The sequence below is a fragment of the Candidatus Rhodoluna planktonica genome, assembly GCF_001854225.1.
In the GTDB taxonomy this organism is placed as follows: Bacteria; Actinomycetota; Actinomycetes; order Actinomycetales; family Microbacteriaceae; genus Rhodoluna; species Rhodoluna planktonica.
The window spans coordinates 1291866-1310494 of record NZ_CP015208.1 but is presented as its reverse complement, the minus strand read 5'-3'; the positions used below and the strand labels follow the sequence as shown (position 1 = coordinate 1310494).

The following is an 18629-nucleotide window of genomic DNA, read 5'->3' as shown; positions in this document are numbered from 1 at the left end:
TGGCAATCCTAATCAGGCTGGTTTACGCTTGACCTGAAGCAAAAAGGAGCCGCAATTGGTTGAGTCACGCCCGCAAGTTCGCCCGGTCACAGAAGGCTGGACTCAAAAGCGCGACGCTGCAGGTAAGCCGCTGCTTGATTTCACCGAGAAGAAAAAAGGGCTGCCACCACAGCATCTTGCCGACCTCACTGCTGAAGAGCGCGCATCCTGGGTAAAAGAGCTTGGTTTGCCTGGTTTTAGGGCAAAACAAATTGCCACCCACTACTTCAGTCATTACACATCTGATCCGGCAGAGATGACTGATCTGCCAGCCGAAGGCCGAGCCGAATTGGTGGCGAGGATTTTGCCACCGTTGATGACCGAGGTTCGTCGGTTGAAAACCGATAAAAGTGACACCATCAAGTTTTTGTGGCGTCTGCATGACGGTGCGTTGGTCGAATCGGTTCTTATGAAGTATCCGAACCGCATAACGTTATGTGTTTCTTCGCAGGCTGGCTGCGGAATGAACTGCCCATTTTGCGCCACCGGTCAAGCTGGCCTAACTCGCAACATGTCGGCGGCCGAAATTGTTGAACAGGTAGTTCGCGCGAATCAGGCAATCTCCAAAGGAGAGTTGGGTGGTAAAACTACTCACCCTGACGGCAGCCCGATTCGCGTCAACAACATTGTTTTCATGGGGATGGGTGAGCCTTTGGCCAACTACAACCGTCTAATGCAGGCGGTTCGCACCATGGTTGAGCCACAGCCAAATGGCCTGGGAATGTCGGCGCGCAACATCACCGTCTCTACAGTTGGTTTGGTGCCATCCATCAAAAAGCTAGCCGATGAAGAAATCCCGGTGACTTTTGCTCTGTCTTTACACGCTCCCGATGACGAACTTCGTGACGAGCTCATTCCGATCAATTCGAAGTGGAAGGTCGATGAGGCGCTTGATGCGGCTCGGGAATATTATGAAAAAACTGGTCGACGCGTTTCCATCGAGTACGCGCTGATTAAAGACATGAACGATCACGGCTGGCGAGCCGATTTGCTTGCCGAAAAATTGAATGCTCGCGGCAAGGGTTGGGTGCACGTCAATCCAATTCCCTTGAATCCAACCCCAGGATCTATTTGGACTGCTTCAGAACCCGTGGTGCAAAACGAGTTTGTTCGCCGTCTCGAAAAAGCGGGTATCCCCACCACGCTTCGTGACACTCGCGGCAAAGAAATTGACGGCGCTTGCGGTCAGTTGGCGGCGGCCGAATAAAGAATTTCAAATAAGTAAAGCCCCACTTGACAAAATCAAGTTGGGGTTTTACTTTTTAAGCATGACAAACCCAGCAGACATCAAATTTGGCCTCGACACTTTCGGCGACATGACCGTTGATGACAATGGCAACCCAGAATCAGCCGGCCAAGTAATTCGAAACATGATCGAGCAGGCCAAGTTGGCCGATGAGCTGGGCATTTACGGAATCAACGTTGGCGAACATCACCGTGACGACTTTGCCGTGAGCTCTCCAGACACGGTTCTCGCCGGTATGGCCACGGTCACCAAAAACATCAAACTTGGCTCTGGTGTAACTGTGCTTTCAAGTGAAGACCCGGTTCGGGTTTACCAAGCCTTTGCAACCATCGATGGCCTGTCTAACGGCCGTGCAGAAATCACCGCTGGCCGCGGCTCGTTTATCGAATCTTTTCCACTTTTCGGCTACGAACTTAGCGACTACAACGCCCTCTTTGAAGAGAAACTTGAGCTTTTAGTTGAGTTGCTCAAAGAGCAACCGGTTACCTGGTCCGGAAGCGTTCGCGCTGGCCTGACCAACCAGCAGGTCTACCCTAAGACCGAGGGAGGGGCCATCCCGTTGCGCGTTGGCGTTGGTGGCAGCCCAGAATCGGTTGTTCGAGCGGCACGTCTGGGAGCAAACCTAGCACTGGCAATTATCGGTGGCGACCCGGCAAGATTTGCGCCATTTGCAAAGTTGTATCGCGACTACTTGAACGAGTTGGGTAAGCCGCAGTTGCCGGTTTCCATCCACTCGCCAGGCCACATTGCTGAAACCGATCACGATGCAGTTGAGGCGCAATGGCCACACTACGAGACTATGTTTGGTCGCATCGGTCGTGAACGCGGATGGGGCCCAACCACCAAAAACCACTATCTGCAAGAGGTGAAGTACGGCTCGCTCTACGTTGGTTCACCAGAAACCGTCGCGCAAAAAATTGCCTACGCAATTACCGCGGTGGGTGCACAACGTTTCGATCTAAAGTATGCCAACGGCCCAATGCCGCACAGCAAACTAATGAAGAGCATTGAACTCTACGGCACTGTGGTAATTCCACGTGTTCGTGAATTGCTGGCCGAACAGCCAGCCGTTGCTGTTGCTTAGTTGCCGAGGCTGGCCTCGATAGCGGCAACAATTGCCGGGTCATCTGGCTTCATGTTTGGGCGAAAGCGCTGGATCTTGCCGTTTGGGCTGACTAAGAATTTCTCAAAATTCCACATCACTGGCCCGGCTAGCCCCATGCCATCTTTGGCTTTGACCAGTTCTTTGAACAGCGGATGACGGTTGCGCCCATTCACCTTGGCAAGTTTAGTTAGCGGGAAAGTTACCCCGTAGTTCAGGCTGCAGAATTCAGCAATCGACGCATCGTCTTTAAACTCTTGCTTGAAAGTGTCTGAAGGCACGCCGACTATAACAAGACCACGATCGGCATACTTTTTATAAAGCGCCTCAAGCGCTTCGTACTGCGGAGTCAGACCGCATTTTGAGGCGACATTTACAACTAATACGGTTTTGCCAGCGAATTCGCCAAAGTTGGTTAGGCGTCCATCTTGCATTTCGAGTTCAATCAGATTCAGGCTCATGCCTGTTTGAACGGTTAACTTGGCAAACTAATTCCCGGCTAACAAAGTTCTAAGTGATGCTGGCAAGTGAATTGCGTATCGCTGCAGCCGAACGCTCAAACAACGCGAGTTCGCCATCGGTCATTGGCACCTCAATTGCGCGGGCGGCACCGTTTCGATTTACCAGGGTAGGCACCGACATCGCGATGCCTGAAATGCCGTGATAATTTTGCAAAACTGAACTCACTGGCAAAATGGCGTTTTCGTCGGAGAGCACTGCCTCGACAATTCGCGCACCAGAAAGCCCAATCGCATAGTTCGTTGCTCCTTTGCCTTCTATTACCTGATACGCAGCGTTTCGAACCGAGTGCGCAATTTCATCCAATTCGAGTTCGCTCAGGCCACGACCATTTTCGTCACGCCAATTCATCAGCGGTACTGGGCCGATTGCAGCTTGCGACCATAGACCAAATTCGCTGTCACCGTGCTCGCCAATAATCATCGCGTGGATGCTTGATGCGTTTACTCCGAGGCGCTCGCCGAGTAACCATCGAAGTCTCGAAGAATCAAGCACCGTGCCTGAAGAGAAAACTCTGTTTGCCGGCAGTCCTGAAATTTGCTGCGCCACGGTAGCTAAAACGTCGCATGGGTTGGTCACCAGAATGATGATTGCTTCGGGTGAATGTTCAAGCAGCTGGGGGATGAGTGAGCGGGTGATTGCGGCATTCACACCAACTAGCTCTAGTCGGGTTTGCCCAGGTTTTTGTTTGGCTCCGGCAGTAACCACAATTACGTCAGAATTTGCAGTGACCGATATGTCGGCGCCGCCGCTGACCGAGGTGGCCCCAGTGAATTGAGTGCCGTGCGCTAGGTCTAAAACTTCTGCCCGCACTTTGGGTTCATTGGTGTCGTAAAGCACTACCTCGCGCGCTGATTCGCGAATCAACATCGCGTATGCCATTGATGCGCCGACGGCTCCGGCACCGATAATCGAAACCTTGCTGTGTGCTGTGCTGCTCATAAAGCAATCATGGCACTAACGCAGTTAGGGTTTTTGTATGGGTAAAAAATCAATGGCAATTATTCTCGTCGCGCTCATTTCGGTTTCGGCTGCCGGTTGCAGCACCGGCGCAGCCGAGCGGCAAGAGCCATCTAGTAGTGCTAGCGAAACAACTCAAGCCGATGTTGCGGTCAAAAACATTGACGAGGCCAAGTCGATCGTTGCGGCAAGTTTTGACCAGCTTCAAACCCAGGGATGCATCGAGACGGTAACCACCCCAACCGATAATTTCGTGCTCTACTTTGACCCAACGCAAGCAGACAACCAATCGGCCAGCATCAACCTAACCGACACCGCAAAAAGCGAATTGATTGCCGATGTGAATTACTTTGCGGTGGGTTCGGCAAAAATGCTTATTGAAGATGCCACCACCGAATTCGCACTAATTGACGGCGGTTTTTCACTTACCGCACCCGAGTGGCTACCAATGAATTTTTATGTTGAAAATGGCTTGATTGTGCGAGCCGATGGCGGCACTGAAACAGATTTCTGGAAAGCCGAAATCGATTATCGAACTGATGCTGCTTATACCGAAATTTTGTTGGGACTAAAGTGAGGCAAGCGCCTCTAGGGCAACTGCCTTAGCTTCTTCAGCCGAACGAGCAGCAAGCACCTTATTCGCAACTTCTTTGGCAGCACCCAAATCGAGCGAGGCCAAGGCGTTGCGCACCGCGTTGACCTGTGACTTCGAAACGCTGACTGAGTTGATGCCCAATCCGGCTAGCACTACTGCAAAGGTCGGGTCGGATGCTGACTCGCCGCAAACACCAACCGAGAATCCGCCTTGTGCACCGCCGGCAGCAATTCGGGCAAGGGTTCTAATCAGTGCTGGCTGCCAGTGGTTTAGCAGTGCACCCAAAGATGGATTCATGCGGTCAGCAGCAAACAGGTACTGCGACAAATCGTTGGTGCCAATCGACACAAAGTCGACTATGCCTTCAAGCTGTTCAATTACGGTTGCGATAGAAGGTGTCTCAACCATCACACCGACTTTGTAGCCGCCAATAGAACGAGCAAGATCACAGAACTGCGCTGCTTCGGCAACGGTTGCAATCATCGGAGCCATCACCCAGACTTCGCGCCCCGTGGCCACGCGAGCTTGTTCGATTGAACGCAGCTGACTCTCGATGAATTCGCGGTGCTCTTCAATTAGGCGGAATCCGCGAACACCCAGCGATGGGTTTTCTTCGTGCGGCATGTTCAAAAACGGAACTGGCTTATCTGATCCGGCATCGATTGTGCGAACTACTATTGGGCCATCTGGTGCCGCCGCCAAGATTGCAGAGTATTCGGCAACCTGTTGCTCAATTGTCGGCGCTGTAGCTGCCGAAAGGTACAGCAATTCTGTTCTAAACAGACCAACGCCAACCGCGGCGGTTTGGGCAGCGGACTCGGCATCGCCGAGGGTGCCAATGTTTGCGCGAACCGGAATCACCGGCTCATCATTGACTGCAACAAATTGGATGGCCTTGGTGGCCAAAGTGTCGTCGCCGCCAAAGACGACTCGGTCACCGACCGGGTCGACCAAAACCTGATCGCCGTTTTTCAATTCGGCGGCACCGGCACAAGAGACCACGGCGGCAATGCTCTTTGAGCGGCAGATGATTGCGGTGTGCGAGGTTGGCCCACCCTTGATGGTGACCACACCAATTACTGCATCGGTAAATTGTGCGGTATCGGCTGGTGAAAAATCTTCGCCCACCAAAATGATTCGACCGTTGGTTGGCAAGGTCAAGCCCATGTCGATTCCGGCTAGTCGCGCCTGAACTCGCTTTGAAAGATCTTGTAGGTCGGCAACGCGCTCGGCAAAAGTTGGGTCGCCGCCCATCAATTCGGCAAAAGTGTCTACGGCTTTGCCATAGGCTGCGGCCGCACCCCATCCGTCATTGATGTGTTCGACCGACATGTCAAACAGTTCATCGTCTTCAAGGAACATCTTCAGAGCTTCAAAAATCTCGGCTGAAGTTCCGCCGGCGCGTTCACCTAACTCGTCGAGATGTGCCGAAACGAATGCGATCGCATCTTTGAGTTCGGCAGTTTCAACCTCGGCTCCGCGCGTTGATTTGCTGAAAGCGGGCAGTGGTGCCTGTGGCTTGACCACAAAAACTTCGCCGGTTGCCGAGGCCAGGCCTACGCCCAAGCCGCTTAGAACTGTTCCTTGAGTAAGTGTCACGAAGTAGAACCTAGCCCTTTAGAAATTCCTGAATCTGGATGATGATTTCGTTGCCGCGGCCCTCGTCATCGGTAGCGACTGTGACAATCAGCTTTTCGTTTGGCTTGATTTGCAGTGACATTAGACGCAGTGCCGAGTTTGCTTTCACGAAATCTTCGCCCTCGCGACCGATTTCGATTTCGAGTTCAGACTCTTTTACTAACTTCACAATTTGGCTGGCTGGGCGGGCGTGCAAACCGATTGGGTCGAGAACTTCTACTTCACCTTTAATTACTGACATCTTTACTCCGGTGGGAAAGGGCTTTCGGGAAAATTCGATGTACTAAAGATACACCCCGGCAAATTGTGGAATTAGAACAAAACATCGTTATTTTTTTGTTTTATTTACTGGGCTATTTTGTGGGAAATCTACTGCAAGCGGTTGTAATCTGATTTCACTCATTGAAGGTAAGAGCTTAGGAAGTATCAGTTGACCAAAGTCGTAACGTCGCCAGAAATCGTAATCGTTGGTCTCGAAGCCGACACCAAAGAGCAGGCGACCCGCCAGTTGGCTGAACTTTTGTTAGCAGACGAACGACTTACTTCAATCGACGGATACCTCGAAGCTGTTGCGAAACGAGAAGAACACTTTCCAACGGGTATTGAGGGCGGTATTGCAATTCCCCACGCTCAAAGCGATTTAGTGGTCACCCCTTCGGTCGCGGTTGGCATCTCGCCAACCGGTGTTGACTTTGGCGCCGACGATGGCAAGTCAGACCTGATTTTCCTAATCGCCGCTCCGGCATCTGGTGGCAACGCGCATCTCGAAATTTTGTCGAAACTCGCTCGCAAAGTTATGAACGAAGAATTTCGCGAATCACTTCGCGCTGAAAAAGACCCCGCTGCAGTTGCAGCGATCATTACCCGAGAGGTTCAGTAATCATGGCCAAAATTGTTTGCGTCACTTCATGCATCACCGGCATCGCCCACACCTACATGGCAGCCGAAGCACTAGAGCAGGCTGGCAAAAAGCTAGGTCACGAAGTGCTTGTTGAGACTCAGGGCTCAGCTGGCTCGAACCCTTTCAAGCAAGATGTCATCGACTCAGCCGATGCAGTAATTTTCGCCGTTGACCTAGAGGTCATCGGTCGCGACCGGTTCGCCGGCAAGCCATACATCCAGGTTGGTGTGGCTAAAGCCATCAAGAGCGCAACCGAACTGGTCGAACAGGTTCTCGAAGCTGCTGCCAACGGCACTGCAGCCAAGGTTGGCGAAGCAGCACCAAAGGCCGAAGCGCCTGCGGCTGCAGAAAAGCCAAGCAGCGGCGAGAAAAAAGGTCTCTTCGGCGGCCTTTTTGGCAAAAAGTAATTAGCTGAAACAACTAACGAGTTCTACAGGTTTGGATCGCAATCCGCGATTCCAATTTCACTAAAAAGAGCAGTAGGAGGCTCATAGTGTCAAACGCAAGTACAGGAACACGCATCCGCCAGTGGCTGATGACCGGTGTTTCATACATGATCCCATTCGTTGCTGCGGGTGGTATTTTGATCGCCCTTGGATTCCTTCTAGGTGCAGCTGCTGCTGGTACCGACGGTATCCACGCATATGATGCAGCAAAGATGAACGTACCAACCAACGAAAGCGGAGCCGTTACCGGTTTCGACTTGCTAAACATTGGTAACTGGGCATTCATCATTTTCTGGTTCGGTAAGGCTGCTTTTGCATTCTTCGTACCAGTTCTCGCTGCCTACATCGCATTCGCGATTGCTGACCGCCCAGGTCTAGTTCCAGGTTTCGTCGCCGGTGCTCTTGCTACCGGTCTTGACGGCAACCCACTAGGCACCGGCACCGGCTTCCTTGGCGCAATTCTCGGTGGTTTCATCGGTGGTTTCGTTGCTCTATGGATCAGCCGCTGGAAGGTTGCCAACTGGATCAAGCCAGTTATGCCAGTTGTAGTTATCCCACTTTTGGGCTCGCTAATCACTGGTCTAGCAATGGTTCTAGTTCTAAAGGTTCCAGTATCTGCTTTGGTAAACGGTCTAACCGCTTGGCTAGGCAGCCTATCGGGTGCTGGTCTTGCAGTTCTAGGTCTAGTGCTTGGTCTAATGATGGCCTTCGACATGGGTGGCCCAGTTAACAAGGTTGCTTACACCTTTGCTGTTACCGGTCTTGCCACCGCTGGCGCTGCTGCATCGGCAACTGAGTTCCAGGTAATGGCTATCGTTATGGCTGCTGGTATGACACCTCCACTAGGTCTAGCGCTTGCTACCAACCTACGTAAGTCTGCATTCTCTGAGTCTGAGGTAGAAAACGGTAAGGCTGCATGGCTTCTAGGTGCATCATTCATCTCAGAAGGTGCAATCCCATTCGCTGCTGCTGATCCAGCTCGCGTTATCCCATCAATCATGGTTGGTTCTGGTGTAACCGGTGCTCTAGTTGCCCTATTCGGCAACGAGCTTCGCGCACCGCACGGTGGAATCTTCGTGTTCCCACTAGTGACCAACTGGCTAACCTATGTGCTAGCAATTGCTATCGGTACCGTTGTAACCGCACTTCTAGTGCTTGTTGCAAAGAACATTGGTGCCAAGAAGTAACAACTTCTAGCTGAGAAAAGGCCCGGGCTTCGGCTCGGGCCTTTTTTGCTACTTTTTTGGGTAGGTCAGCATTCGCTTGGGCGAATAAAAAAGTGGGGTAAGCCGAACATCCATGCGGTGAAACGAATCTTTTCAAATACCATTAGAAACATATTCGCTTCTACGAACTAAGGCAAAAAACATTGGCTGGTAAGCACCTCACCTTGAAAGCAAAGGCTTTCCGTTTTTTTATGGCTGCAACAGTCGCCTTCAGTTCATCGATTGTCGCAGCGGTCGCACCAATCGAGACCGAAGCAGCTAATGCGGCGACAAATGGTGGAACCTGTCTGGCAGCTGGTGCTTCAACCCCAGCCACGCCGACCGACTACGTAGTTCAGGCTAGCCACGGAAAAGTCTTCTATATCGACACCGGCCAGGGGCAGCGCATTGATGCCTCATATGCTGGTTACCGAGTCACTAGGGGATCGGGAAATACCAGCAATGCCGATGTCTGGGTCAAGGTTGACGGATTTGATTCAACTGAGGTAGTTCAACTTGCGAACCAAAATGATGCCACTTACCAGTTGGGGTCTCTTAATTCAGGCACCAAGGCATCCTATTTTTTGTTGAAAGCGCCCAAGCCGACTACCGCAAAGCAATCGCACGTAGTTCGCATTTATGAAGGAAACCCGAATGCCGGTGGCGTTGAAAAGTACTTTTGCGAGTTCAGTTTCGACAAGGTTAAAGAAACAATCAAAGCGGCTGCTAACAAAGTTGATTCGGTAACTTCTATCTCATCGTCATTTATTGGCGGTGAGCTTGTCGTTACACATAAAGGCCTCACCGGAACGATTGGTGCTGGCAGTGCCCCAGACTTAGATGTGATCTGGATTTCTCCAGCGTCGAGTTCGAGTTGGCCCACTCGTGCCTATCGATTGACAAAAGTTTCCGTAACTTACTACGACAACAAGGCTTTTAGCGGCACGGCAGTCACAAAAGACAACGAACTGATTTTGAAACCGGCTATCAACAGCATCAGTAGCAACAAGACCCCCGGTTCCTACACGGCGACTTACACCTTCAAAATCATTGGGCAGGGTTCGGGCGCTATCGCTCCGGTTGCGCAAATCAGTTCTGGCACACAAATCAAACACACCGATATGGGTGGTTACTACAACACCGATGGTTCAGCAAAGTACACAGCGTCATCGGCCACTTTGCCAATTTCACTTACCGCTGCAAAGAGCGGCACCGGAGTGTCAGTCTCGGGTACAAACGCTGAAATTGGTTATCGAGTTGTTTTGACTAACTCGAGTTCTTCGCCTCTTGTTGTCGACTCAGTAGTCGACACAGCTTCAAACAACATGAGCTTCAAGTCTTTGTCTGCATCAACTGGGTCTGGTAGCACAACCGCCATTGCTGACCCAGGTCTTTCAGTTGGACCAGCAGGCTTCAACAACTACACATTTAGTGGCCCATTCACTGTGCCGGCCAATGGCACTCTGCAAATCAACTACAAAATGGTTGCTGCTTGTTCTGCTGGTACATCTACTTACACAAACTCGGTGCAAGCAAAACTTGGCGATCTGAATATTGGTTCGACCGCCTACCAGTACGACCAGGTGAACACCACAATGGACCAGGCACTTGCCTCTGGCAGTTGTTCGGTTTCGAACGTGCTGCAGCCAGCAGCCACGAAGGTAAGCCAACCTATTGAAGTAATTACAGGCTCGGCATCATCGGTTAACACGACCATCGATGGAAACGGAAATTCGAAATCAACGGCGACGTTAGCGGGAACTGTTGATCCAAACGGTACAGCCAACCAGTTGATTCAATGTGAGTACTCAACAGACCCTAATCTCGCCGGATCATCTTTGGTGTCTGCAGCCACACCTGCCGGAGGACTAACTACAGCGTCAAGTGATCCGGTAGCCGTTAGCTGTAACCTGAGTGATCTGCAGCCGGGTACCACCTACTATTACCGTGTCAAAGTAGGAGATAACTTTGGGCAGATTCTTAGCTTTACAACCCCAATGCCAACCTTTGATAGCCCCACTGCGGTAACAAACTCGGTTTCTAATCTTTCAAAAACCTCAAACACTATCAATGCAACTTTCAATGCAACTGTAAATGCGCGGGGCAACCCTAGCCGTGTTGCCTTTGAATACAAATTGGCTGACTCTTCTGGTAGCGCTTACACGTGCACTGCAGACGTTACACCGACACAGGAACTCTTTTTAGATCTAAACGCAGCCGATGCAAAAATCAACCTCGTTCTAACAGGTTTATACGAAACTTCAGTTTCTTACTCAGTCACTGGTCTAACGTCTGGCAAGAGATACTGCTATCGGGTTTTTGCGAACTACGACTGGACCATCACAGGTGAAACCACTGGCACGGCGTCTGTCGCAACACCTGTAACTGGCGCATGGGTCAATTTTGCTGCGACGGACGTAAACCCGGCTGAGGCCATTACAAATCCAGCAACATCAGTTCAAGCAAACTCAGCCACACTAAATGGAAGCGTCAAGGCGGGCACGAACAATGCTTCGGTCAAGTTTTGCTACACAACCACCAAGCCGACCACCGGCACTCTGACTAACTGCCTCGGTGCTGGAGCACCTCAAACGGCAACAGTTGGCGCTACCGTGTCGGCGGGGATTACTACTGCCAATTCGCTGGATATAAGTGGTTTGACCGCAGGCGCAACATACTATTTTCAAGTCATTGCAACAGATGCAACAACGGCAGAGGTTATCTACGCAAACATTGAGTCATTTACCACGCCGGGCCCGCCACTAGCGACTACTAGCGCAGCGACAAATGTGCTGAGCACTTCAGCAACTATCAACGGAAATGTTTCAGCCAATGGTGCGAGCACGACCGTTTATTTCTGTTTCTCGAAAACTGCTGACTTCGCTGATGCTAACTCAGACGGCTACATGGATAACTGTCACGACGGTTCGGGCTTCACAGCCGGCAAGACAGACCCGACAATAACGGCCGCCATTGCTGCGCCCGAAAGCGCCAATCGCAGCGCAAACCTCACAGGTTTATCGGCAAACACCGAATACAAGTTCCAGATTTTGGCAAGTAGTACAAATGGTTTCGCCAAAGGTGCAATTCTGACCTTTGTCACCGATCCGCTACCACCTGTGGCAACAACTAACGATGCAACAAACATCAGTTATACCTCGGCCACGCTCAACGGTAGTGTGACAACCGAAACCTATGGGGCAACAGTGACTTTCTGCTTGTCTGCGACGGGGAGTGTCGTATCGAACACCATTGGTGAGTGTTTGACAGGCAAAGTTGGCGCTGTCACCGGCGGAACCATGCTTGCCAATTCAAGCTCAACCCCCAGTGCTGGAGCGGCGGGGCTGAGTACGAATACGGTTTACTACTTTAGGGTTATAGTCACGCCAACCACAGGCTCGGCGGTTAGCGGAGCTGTTAAGACCTTCACCACTTTGACCCAAGGGCCTACTCCGACAACTCAAGCGGCCACTCAAGTTTCATACACTTCGGCGGTTTTGAACGGTTCAGTGACTTCGCACACCTACAGCACAACCCACACTTTTTGTATCTCACAGACTTTCGATGTGAATGCAAACACACTTGGCTCATGTCTATCCGGTGTTCAAGGTTCAGTGATCAATGCCTCGCAATCGGCAAATTCGAATTCGAATGTCGCGGTTTCAGTCACCGGTCTTAGCGACAACACCACCTACTATTTCCGAGTAATTGCTACCCCGAGCAGCGGTGCTGTTGTTGAGGGCAACGTGCTCAGTTTTACGACGTTGACAATTATCGACCCGACTCCGGTTACCGTTGCGGCAAGTTCTGTATCCGGAACCGGTGCAACGTTGAACTCAAGCATTACTTCAGGAACCTATTCACTGAACACAATAAGTTTCTGCCTCTCGACAACTGGTGATACTGTTGCTGACACAATTGGTACCTGTGGCTCGGGTACTGCTTCGGCAATTTCTGCCGGCAGCCTGAATGCCAACGCCTCGGCAACACCAAGTCAGGCCATAACAGGGTTGGCTAGCAATACAACCTATTACTTCAGAGTAAAAGTCATAACTTCGACCAATCAGACTTTCCAAGGTGAAGTTCTTTCCTTCACTACGCCAGTCATCTTGGCGACTGCCAGTACAACCGCAGCTTCACCGGTGACTGCGAACGATGCTCACCTCAACGGCTCTACAACCACAGGCACTTATGGCGGCACGGTTAGTTTTTGCTTATCGCTGACAGGCAATACAGCCTCGAACACGATAGGAAACTGCGATCAGGGCACTTTTGCGCCGGTTTCAAATGCCACACCAGGGGCCGGAGCAAGCAACAATCACACGGTTGAAGTTTCGGGTTTGACTCCGAGCACTCAGTACTTCTTCAGAATTATCATCAACCCAGCAACCGGTTCTCAAGTGTACGGGTCAGTTCTGACCTTCACGACTAACGCTCTGGGTGCGCCGACTGCACAAACTAATCCAGCTTCAAATGTTGGTGAAGAATCAGCAACCTTGAACAGTCAGATAGACGGCGGTGCAACTGGTGCAACCGGAACCTTCTGTCTTTCAAGTACTGGCAACACTGCGGCAAACACCATTGGTTCCTGCAATGTAGGAACCGTTGGAGTTGTAGTGAATGGAAATGCGGGTGCAAACTCGCCAGCATCACCTGAAGTTTTAGTGACTGGGCTTAACCCAGGAACCACTTACTATTTCCGTGTAATCGCCACCCCAACCTCAGGCGGTTCTGCAGTTAGCGGTGTAGTTCTTAGTTTCACCACCGACTCTCCACCAAGTGCAACTACTCAATCTGTGAGCACGCTAACAGACACCACGGCAACCCTGCCAGGGCAGGTAGTTTCGAGAACACATGCGGTAACCGTCACCTTCTGTATTTCGACCACCGGTAACACGAACTCGAATACCCTCGGTAACTGCTTGACCGGAGTGCTTGGAAGTGTAACGAATGGTTCAATTTCGCCGAACTCAACCCAGGCCGTATCGGTTGCTGCAAGTGGATTAACTCCTTCGACCGATTACTACTATCGAGTAATCGCAACCCCAACCACTGGTACCACTGCCAACGGTGCCGTGCGCACTTTTAAAACTGCCGCAGCAGCGGTGAACAATAATGGTGGCAACAACGGCAACAATGGTGGCAATAACGGCAACAACAACCCGGTGGTTCAGCCAACGCCGACACCAAGTCCAACCGCCGCTTCGCCGACACCGACTCCAAGCCGACCAGTGGTTAGACCAACTCCGCGTCCGTCGGTTACAGCAAACGCACCGGTGGCATTGCCTACGCCTGAGAACACTACCTCACCTGCGCCTCGAGTCACTCCGAAGCCGCAGCAGTCGGCAATACCCGCGCCAACGGCAACGCCGGATGCCCCACTGGTGAAAAACATCACTGGTTTGCTAAACCAGCTTTCGAAGATTGTTGAAAATGTTGTCGCGCCAACCTCTGCTCCGCAACGAAACAACAGCGCGGCCACACCGGCACCATCTCAATCACCCGCAGCACCAGCAAACAACGCGGCCGATAAAGTAACCAAAGTTCAGATTCCTGAAACTCAAACCACTGTGGTAACTACCGAAAAAGCGGATGGCACCAAAGATGTGCTCAGTGCGGCGACCAGAACTGTTGCTGCTGTGGCTGCTGAGAAAATCAGCGGTTTCGCTCCGAGCGCGGGTATTCGTATTGAGGTAATCGGTTCAAGAATTGCCGGCCAGTTTGTGGTAACTCCGGGCCAAGCCGCTGATCCGGTGGCAATTGCTGCAGCCATCGAAGAGTCGACTGCTCGTCAGCGCACTAACTTCGCTTCAATCGACAAGGTTGTGCAGACCACTCCGCCAGCCAGCACTCAAATTTTCAGCACTGAAATCGAGCAACCTGAAATTGAGTTGTTTGCTGCCTCGGGCTTGGCCAAGCCAATTTCACTAAAAGACCTCAACGTGGCAGACGCCGCCAAATGGATCAAAGTTGATGCTTCAGCCGACACCTATTTGCCGGGCACCTTGGTCTACCTAACCGTAACCACTCAGCCAATTATTTTTGGTGAGGCCGTAGTCGACAAGTTTGGTAAAGCCCAACTCTCTGGTTCGTTGCCTATCGACCTGCTTGAAGCTGGCGGTCACGCTATTCGTCTGGTCGGAATTCGCTCACTTGAGGGTGTATCAACCGATGCGAACGGCGAAATTGTGTTGAGTGAAGAAGCTGTCAACGAAATTCAAAAATTTGACGACGGCACCCAGGCAACAGTCATCATCAGCGGGGCTTCGCAATCTGGCGGGTCACAAACGGTTATCCGAGAGATTCCACTCGAGCGAGAAGTGGCTTGGTGGACAGTTTGGTTTGCCTTGATCTTGGGGCTGCTCACACTGGTTGCTCGACTAATTAGACGCCCAGTTGGTAACGTCCGCCGCACTGTATTGCTTGTGACTGCCTTTGCCAGCGCCCTGCCAGCGGCGATCATTGGCTGGGTTAGTGTGACCTATGAAATCTGGATTGGTGTTGCAATTGCCGCCGCCTTCGGAGTGGTGAACCTGCTAATGGGAAGAGACAAGAAGGGCAAGGCTAAATAGTTGTAAAGGCCCGGGCAAAAGCTCGGGTCTTTTTGTTTAGCACTTTTTTGCTGGTTGAGATTTAGTGCCTAGCGACTTGGTCGCACCGCATTGCTGCGAGCTGATTCAGCAAAGCCACCGGCATTATTGGCAACCACGCTAAAGCTGTATGAGGTATTGGTGCGCAATTTAGTTACCTGCAGCGAGGTTTCTGTTGCCGAAACGGTGAAGGTTCTAACCAATTGATTGCCAGCCCAAAGCTTTACGGTTTGTGAGGTTAGCGGGCCAGCGGTGTTGTCGGCCAGCACCCAAGTTGCGGTTGCCGATCGGCTGCCCGCAGTTGCCGAAACCGAAATTGCGGCCAATGGTTTTGCGGCAGCCGGGATGCTCACGCCGCTTGGGTTTCCGTAGATGAACGCGTTTGCAGTTCCGGTAGGAACCGCTGAAATGGTGTCGGCCACGCTAACTGCAGCAAGGCTCTCGCTAATTTTTGCTGGAAGTTGGGCACCTAGAGTTTGCATGCGAGCCACAATTCCGGCGACATGCGGGGTAGCCATTGAAGTGCCCGAGATGGTAGCGGTTGCCGAAGTAGAGGTGAACCAGGCACCTGTGATGCTGCTTCCAGGAGCGATTATGTCTACGCAAGACCCAAAGTTGCTGTAGCTGGCAAAAGCGTCGGTTGCCGAGCTAGCCGCCACTGTAATTGCTCTCGGCACTCGCGCTGGTGAGGCGGTACAGGCATCTGCAGTGTTATTGCCCGCTGCAACTACAACTGTGATGCCGCGGTCGATGAGATTGTTTACGGCCGCGTCAAGTGTGCTGTTAGCGCCACCGCCCAAACTCATGTTGACTACTGCGGCTTTGCTGCTGTCATGGTTGGCTGCAATCCAGTCGAGGCCAGCAATTACGCCTGAAATGGTTCCGGAACCGTCGCACCCTAAGACACGAACGGGGGCGATGGTTACACCTTTAGCAACACCGTAGATTGTGCCGCCGATAGTTGAAGCCACGTGGGTTCCGTGCCCGTTGCAGTCGATTGTGCCATTGCCGTCGCTGATGGCACTAAAGCCAGCTGCTGTGCGCCCAGTGAATTCGCTGTGAGTGGTTAGAACACCAGTGTCGACAACGTATGCGGTTACACCGACGCCAGTCTCTGCGTAACTAAATGAGGCATCGAGCGGCATATCGATCTGGTCGATTCGGTCGAGGCCCCAACTTGGCGAACTCTGTGTTTCTGATGTTGAGACGTCGCCGTCGGGCACGATGGAGAGCACATTCGCGCGTTTTGCAACATTTTCTTTCTGTTTCTCTGTCATGCGCACCAGAGCGCCGCGGATTACAGTTTTGAACTTCTTTGAAACTGTGGTCTTCAATGAGGCGATCGCGGTTGATTCGCTGTCTACATCGGTGCCTTCAGCGAAACGAACAATATAGTTTGAACGCACACCCGTATCGACAGCGGGTTTTGCTCCGTTTGTTTTTGTGGTGCCCGTTGTCTTTGTGCCAGTGGAGCTTGGGGTTTTGCCTGAGTTTCCGTTGGTCTTGGTGTCGTTGGTGTTGTTGTTTTCGGCAGTCTTGCCCCCAGCATTGCTGTTGCCAGATGCCCCGGGCTTAGAGGTTGTTGACTCGGTTGCGGTAGTGCCGGTTGTGGTATTCGCATCAGTGCCATTAGTTTTTGGCGTCGTGACCGGTTTTTTGCTGTTTGCCGAAGGGGTAGCGCTGGGTTTGGCACCATATGTCGCCGGCGCAGCCATTGCCGCACCACCGAGGACCAACGAGCCAATGAGCGCGGCAGAAACAAAAACAAACTTCTTCATAAATCAATGAAAGCACAGCAACCAGAGAATCTAAACTGAGCGCATGAGGTTGGGTAAAACTTTTGCGGCTTGGCCGGCAACTATCGTTTCAATTGCTCTATTTACCGGATGTGCCAGCGCACCAGTCGGCGAACCGAGCCCGAGTGCATCCCCGTCGGAATCACCGACCCCAACGTATGTAACTGCGCCGCTCACCGGGCGGCAATATGACTCGACTACCAGAGAGGCTTTGGTGCTCTCTCGGCCTTCGGTTGCCTGCAAAATCGACAACGGATCAGATGCCGCCAGGCCGCAGCTGGGTCTGAACTCAACCGACATCGTATTTGATGAAATGGTCGAAGGTGGTCTAACCCGACTTGTAGCCGTGTGGCACTCAAATCGACCTAGCGCGGTTGGTCCGGTGCGCTCGATTCGGCCCATGGATCCTGACATTTTGACCCCGTTTGGCGGCATTGTTTGCTATTCGGGAGGGCAATATGTCTTTGTCAAAATGATGGAAAAGACCCCGCTCTACAACGCCAGCGAAACTTCGCAACAGGGCCTTGGCACCTTCAGTCGCAGCAAAGATCGCGTTGCCCCGCACAACGTAATTGCCAACGCCCAACTGCTCTCTGCCCAGCACGCCAAGCTTGGTCCGCCACCGGCCCAGTTCAGCTACAGCGCCGATTCAGCAACATCTTCGGCAGCAATTTCAGGTGTTGCGGTCACCGGTTTCGACGTTAAATTTCCGCAGGCAATTGCCGGCTGGACCGCCGATTCAGCCGGTGTTTGGTTGCGCATGCAAGATGGCAAAAAGCACATGGATGCTGCTGATAAATCGCAGTTGAAAGCGACAAACGTAGTGGTGATGCAGGTCAAAATTGATCGCAGCTACCTCGATCGCCGCTACGGCAACATTCCAAAAACCGTGATGGTTGACTCAGGTTCGGCTTGGGTTTTCAGTGCTGGCAAAGTGCTTGAGGGTACTTGGACTAAGTCTGCGGCTAACGCCCCAATTGCTCTTGCCGATAAGGCCGGAGCCCCAATTTTGCTAGCTCCGGGAAACACTTGGGTAGAGCTTATGCCGAAGGCGCCAGAGGGTTCGCTGACTATCAATGAATAGCCCTAAGTTTCAGAAACTGGGGGCAATCATCCTGATTTTGGCCCTAGTTCTAACCGCTCTCGCCGGTGCAATTTCTGCCTCACCACCTTCGGCCAGCGCTCAGGGTTTGTCGGCAATTTCTGCCATCACTGCGGTTGATACCGATCTTGACGGCATCGAAAATAACCTTGACCCAGACATCGATGGTGATGGTGTGGTTAATGCCGAAGACGAAGATATCGATGGCGATGGGGTGACTAATTTTGATGATCCCGACCCTGCGGGAACCAACGGTGTTGACACGCAGAATCCAAATCAACCGGGTGAAAAAACCGATGAAGACAGTGGTTTTGTAGACATTTTTGATGTTGAAAACAACCAAAATTCTGCGATTTTTTGGTCGATAACCGGGGTAATTCTGGTCACGATTTTCAGCACGATTTTTGCTATTTGGTACCGCCGGCGAACATCAAAAAAATAGGACACGCTGCGCTTAGAAATATGTTCGGAATAACCGAATAATTACATC

At 51.9% G+C, this 18629-nt stretch carries 14 protein-coding genes; 9 read left to right on the top strand and 5 right to left on the bottom strand.

The genetic code is table 11. The features are described from left to right. The first annotated feature begins 55 nt into the window (after positions 1-55). A complete protein-coding gene (rlmN, locus tag A4Z71_RS06345; RefSeq protein WP_070955059.1) occupies positions 56-1246 on the top strand; it encodes a dual-specificity RNA methyltransferase RlmN in 1191 nt (396 codons plus the stop codon). A gap of 61 nt (positions 1247-1307) precedes the next feature. Beyond that, a complete protein-coding gene (locus A4Z71_RS06340) occupies positions 1308-2369 on the top strand; it encodes an Atu2307/SP_0267 family LLM class monooxygenase (protein WP_070955058.1) in 1062 nt (353 codons plus the stop codon). Here the strand turns inward: A4Z71_RS06340 and A4Z71_RS06335 are convergent. Both A4Z71_RS06335 and A4Z71_RS06330 read right to left on the bottom strand, forming a co-directional pair. Further along, complete coding sequence (locus A4Z71_RS06335; RefSeq protein WP_070955057.1) at positions 2366-2848, bottom strand: glutathione peroxidase; 483 nt, start codon at positions 2846-2848, stop codon at positions 2366-2368. The genes A4Z71_RS06340 and A4Z71_RS06335 overlap by 4 nt on opposite strands. A 49-nt stretch (positions 2849-2897) precedes the next feature. Further along, entirely contained in the window at positions 2898-3848 is a 951-nt protein-coding gene (locus A4Z71_RS06330) for an L-lactate dehydrogenase (RefSeq protein ID WP_070955056.1), read from the bottom strand. A 37-nt stretch (positions 3849-3885) separates the two neighbouring features. Here A4Z71_RS06330 and A4Z71_RS06325 point away from each other — a divergent pair, with 37 nt between their 5' ends. After that, complete coding sequence (locus A4Z71_RS06325) at positions 3886-4443, top strand: hypothetical protein (RefSeq protein WP_070955055.1); 558 nt, start codon at positions 3886-3888, stop codon at positions 4441-4443. On the opposite strand, the gene A4Z71_RS06320 is transcribed toward A4Z71_RS06325, so the two are convergent. Both A4Z71_RS06320 and A4Z71_RS06315 read right to left on the bottom strand, forming a co-directional pair. Continuing rightward, complete coding sequence (locus tag A4Z71_RS06320) at positions 4435-6060, bottom strand: putative PEP-binding protein (RefSeq protein WP_070955054.1); 1626 nt, start codon at positions 6058-6060, stop codon at positions 4435-4437. The two genes, A4Z71_RS06325 and A4Z71_RS06320, sit on opposite strands and share 9 nt — an antisense overlap. A 10-nt stretch (positions 6061-6070) precedes the next feature. After that, on the bottom strand, positions 6071-6340 hold the full coding sequence (locus A4Z71_RS06315; RefSeq protein WP_070955053.1) for an HPr family phosphocarrier protein: 270 nt from the start codon (positions 6338-6340) through the stop codon (positions 6071-6073). A gap of 189 nt (positions 6341-6529) precedes the next feature. On the opposite strand from A4Z71_RS06315, the gene A4Z71_RS06310 reads away from it, so the two are divergent. From A4Z71_RS06310 to A4Z71_RS06295, 4 genes are all read left to right on the top strand, one after another. Continuing rightward, positions 6530-6979 (top strand): PTS sugar transporter subunit IIA, encoded by a 450-nt coding sequence (locus A4Z71_RS06310; protein ID WP_070955052.1) that lies wholly within the window; start codon positions 6530-6532, stop codon positions 6977-6979. 2 nt (positions 6980-6981) lie between these two features. Next, complete coding sequence (locus A4Z71_RS06305; RefSeq protein WP_070955051.1) at positions 6982-7407, top strand: PTS fructose transporter subunit IIB; 426 nt, start codon at positions 6982-6984, stop codon at positions 7405-7407. A gap of 86 nt (positions 7408-7493) precedes the next feature. Then, positions 7494-8633 (top strand): PTS fructose transporter subunit IIC, encoded by a 1140-nt coding sequence (locus tag A4Z71_RS06300; RefSeq protein WP_236858528.1) that lies wholly within the window; start codon positions 7494-7496, stop codon positions 8631-8633. A gap of 182 nt (positions 8634-8815) precedes the next feature. Beyond that, positions 8816-15223, top strand: coding sequence for a beta strand repeat-containing protein (locus A4Z71_RS06295; RefSeq protein WP_070955049.1), 6408 nt, complete (start codon positions 8816-8818; stop codon positions 15221-15223). Positions 15224-15291: 68 nt separating this feature from the next. On the opposite strand, the gene A4Z71_RS07095 is transcribed toward A4Z71_RS06295, so the two are convergent. Next, positions 15292-17019, bottom strand: a complete 1728-nt coding sequence (locus tag A4Z71_RS07095; RefSeq protein ID WP_070955048.1) for a S8 family serine peptidase — start codon at positions 17017-17019, stop codon at positions 15292-15294. Positions 17020-17062: 43 nt separating this feature from the next. On the opposite strand from A4Z71_RS07095, the gene A4Z71_RS06285 reads away from it, so the two are divergent. Both A4Z71_RS06285 and A4Z71_RS06280 read left to right on the top strand, forming a co-directional pair. Next, on the top strand, positions 17063-18121 hold the full coding sequence (locus tag A4Z71_RS06285; RefSeq protein WP_070955047.1) for a DUF3048 domain-containing protein: 1059 nt from the start codon (positions 17063-17065) through the stop codon (positions 18119-18121). Then, positions 18114-18581, top strand: coding sequence for a hypothetical protein (locus tag A4Z71_RS06280; protein WP_070955046.1), 468 nt, complete (start codon positions 18114-18116; stop codon positions 18579-18581). The genes A4Z71_RS06285 and A4Z71_RS06280 overlap by 8 nt, the downstream gene beginning before the upstream one ends. The last annotated feature ends 48 nt before the right edge of the window (positions 18582-18629 follow it).

What these genes read in the sequence shown, in the direction of transcription:
- A4Z71_RS06325 (WP_070955055.1), top strand. Translation starts at nt 3,886, where the DNA reads ATGGGTAAAAAATCAATGGCAATTATTCTCGTCGCGCTCATTTCGGTT.
- A4Z71_RS06330 (WP_070955056.1), bottom strand. Translation starts at nt 3,848, where the DNA reads ATGAGCAGCACAGCACACAGCAAGGTTTCGATTATCGGTGCCGGAGCC.
- A4Z71_RS06305 (WP_070955051.1), top strand. Translation starts at nt 6,982, where the DNA reads ATGGCCAAAATTGTTTGCGTCACTTCATGCATCACCGGCATCGCCCAC.
- A4Z71_RS06315 (WP_070955053.1), bottom strand. Translation starts at nt 6,340, where the DNA reads ATGTCAGTAATTAAAGGTGAAGTAGAAGTTCTCGACCCAATCGGTTTG.
- A4Z71_RS06280 (WP_070955046.1), top strand. Translation starts at nt 18,114, where the DNA reads ATGAATAGCCCTAAGTTTCAGAAACTGGGGGCAATCATCCTGATTTTG.
- A4Z71_RS06285 (WP_070955047.1), top strand. Translation starts at nt 17,063, where the DNA reads ATGAGGTTGGGTAAAACTTTTGCGGCTTGGCCGGCAACTATCGTTTCA.
- A4Z71_RS07095 (WP_070955048.1), bottom strand. Translation starts at nt 17,019, where the DNA reads ATGAAGAAGTTTGTTTTTGTTTCTGCCGCGCTCATTGGCTCGTTGGTC.
- A4Z71_RS06335 (WP_070955057.1), bottom strand. Translation starts at nt 2,848, where the DNA reads ATGAGCCTGAATCTGATTGAACTCGAAATGCAAGATGGACGCCTAACC.
- A4Z71_RS06340 (WP_070955058.1), top strand. Translation starts at nt 1,308, where the DNA reads ATGACAAACCCAGCAGACATCAAATTTGGCCTCGACACTTTCGGCGAC.